Source organism: Burkholderia sp. BC1, from assembly GCF_052683555.1.
Map to the genome: position 1 here is coordinate 1 of NZ_JBQYLP010000159.1, position 2,453 is coordinate 2,453.

The 2,453-nt window shown below is 55.2% G+C and carries 3 protein-coding genes; all 3 read right to left on the minus strand.

What is annotated here, in order from left to right; genetic code table 11:
- Positions 1–583: 583 nt before the first annotated feature.
- Positions 584–1,156 carry a hypothetical protein gene (locus ACSHSS_RS30040; protein WP_146123387.1) on the minus strand — a complete coding sequence of 191 codons (573 nt, stop codon included), beginning with the start codon at positions 1,154–1,156 and terminating at the stop codon, positions 584–586.
- Between the two features lie 10 nt (positions 1,157–1,166).
- Positions 1,167–1,394: a hypothetical protein gene (locus tag ACSHSS_RS30045; RefSeq protein ID WP_146123388.1), complete on the minus strand. Its 228-nt coding sequence runs from the start codon at positions 1,392–1,394 to the stop codon at positions 1,167–1,169.
- Positions 1,395–2,187: 793 nt separating this feature from the next.
- The coding region (locus tag ACSHSS_RS30050; RefSeq protein ID WP_445545958.1) for a hypothetical protein at positions 2,188–2,453 on the minus strand (266 nt) is incomplete at its 5' end.

The window sequence follows — 2,453 nt, forward strand, 5'->3', positions numbered from 1 at the left end:
AAGCCATCTCGCCTGCAACTTCGGAAGTTGGTCCATTGATCAGCGTTTCCCAAGCAACGTGGATTCAATATTCTGCTGAGTTGTCGAGCCACTAAATGTGGTCCCATATATCTGACCGATCTGGTTAAAAGGCACTGATGTTGCCCTAGGCAACGCGCTAGCCGGATTCCCAGTGGAGAGTAGGTTGTCGACAACAGCAACGCAGTTCGTACAGTTTTGCAAAGAACCTGTCGGATTAACGTTCTTAACACGAAGTTCGGAATGGCCTCAACGGTCCCAACCGCCGTATTCCATGCCGCACGACCCGTATCTTTAATCGCGCTCGTCCGTGTGCCGCAGTTATGGCCTGGCGCACACGTGTTGTTCAAAGTCACGTTCCGAGCCGCCGTCATCGCGGCCAACGCGTTCTGGCCCAGCAAGCCCGCCGCTGCGCCACCCAGCAACGAGGTTGCCGTCACGATCGCAGCAAGCTGCACTTGATCGGAAACGCCCTGTCCACCCGTCAATGCAGTCGCGATGCCATTCGCTGTCATCGCCGACACGGCCCCGCCAATCGCGCCCTGTGCGCACCCAGTCAGCTCGCTCAGCCGCCCGCTTTGTCAGACCAGAACTGATAAACCTGGCCGAGCCTTGATCCCGACTGGGTACCCGCTGCCACACCGTAGGCTAGCGTAATTGCGATTCGCACCGGGTTGAGAATCGCAGCGCCAAAGCCAACGATAACTGGTTGCCCGTAATCCGCAAACCGCTTGCTTTCGGTTTTGAAGTCCCAGCGCAACGAAGGATGATTCTTCAGCAAGACCATCCCGAAGTACATGCCGACATCGATCGCTTTCGAGACCGTTTCGTCAGTCAACTCCTCATGCGGAACGTCCATCGGAAATTTCAGACGACCTTCCATCGCTCGAGCTTCCAATTTTGTACGCTCGCGTGTCGCCACCTGCGAAGCAAACCAATCACCGAGCTCGACTAACGATGCAGGATCGAAATCCGCAACCCAACTACTGTACCCAGCGCTCGCATTCACGCAGGACTGAAGAATTGCCAATCGCTCCGGCAGTATCGCAATGAACCACTCGTTATATTTCTTCAACTCTTGCTTCGTGAGTGCTACGAAGTCAAGCGAACATGGAGGGCTAATCGGTTGGTAGGTCACGGTGTAATCTTTAGTGAACTATTACCCCAATCCCCGAACTCTGAAGCGCCTTCAGCAACGGCTGACTCGGGCCACCCAGTCCAGTAACGGGACTCGTAAAGAAATGCCAGTTTACTCCATTGACCACACCGGAATTCATCAACTCCGCATCTTTCGCGATTTGGGTCTGCACGCTCGATGTAAAGCTCCAGTAGCCGACCTTGGATTCGTTAGCAACACCATTGATGAGCTGGTCCACGCAACGACCGCCCAAACTTGTGCTGAAGTAGACTTGTGACTGTCCACCGAGCGATTGGAGGTACTGCTCTCCGAGCTTACCTGTTGATCCAATCGCACTGTAGCCCGCACTGTTTGTGGCCCCACCAAACGCGAACGGCGTCAACGCCGCGCTCGCCGCTGCACCAATCGCACCGTATCCACCATCCGACGCGACCTACGTTCGCAACCTACTGTAATCGGCGACTATTCAAATACAATCGCGAACACCTCGCCGTCGTCGTATCTGGACCGAAACGTCGTCAATACCGGCTCCACGAGCCTCGAAATCAGCAAAACTGCGAAAGCCGAATCCAACCCGTCGAGGTAGATTGAGAAAGTGCATCCGCCTTGAACATTCTCCCACGCAGCAAATACGTCTTCGCTCGCGGTTCTCCAAAATTGGACGTTACGAAGAGATCCAGAAAGCACCGCCGAACACACCGTCGCTGCAGCGATCTCCACTTGGTCACCGTCGTCGTTCCATGTAGTTATCTTCGCGCTGCTTGGATTCGTAAGCGACAGACCAAGCGCCTCCAGCAAGGCAACGACGAAAAGGAATGCCTGCTCCAAAGTTTCCGGAATCCGTACACGACAAACAGGCCTCGCCATCATTTGCTCCCGGGAAAAATTTTGACATTTCTAGCGCCAAGTATTTTAGTCGCAAGGTTAATCGCCGACTGAGGTGTACTTCAGCGAAGTAAGCCTCTGCAGACACACCGCGTTGATAAGCGATCGTTTGGTAGATACGAAGCTCCTGCCCCAACTTCCCGAGGTTATTCGCTTTCGCCGGACCACCCACCGCGATCAGGTTGCCGTTCGCTGCGACAACGTCGATATGAGCCCCGGGACAGCAACCTTCTCACGCGATATTGAGCCATTGACAATGTTGGCGACTGACGTTTCGCGACTTTGCCCCACGAGCCGCGCGGCGTCTCCAGACGCATTTGCGGCATCTTGACCGCTCGTGCCGCTACCTGAACCTCCGCCGTCTTGAGGGCAGAACCAAAGCTGCCGCCTTCGATCGCCGTGTGCAAGCCCG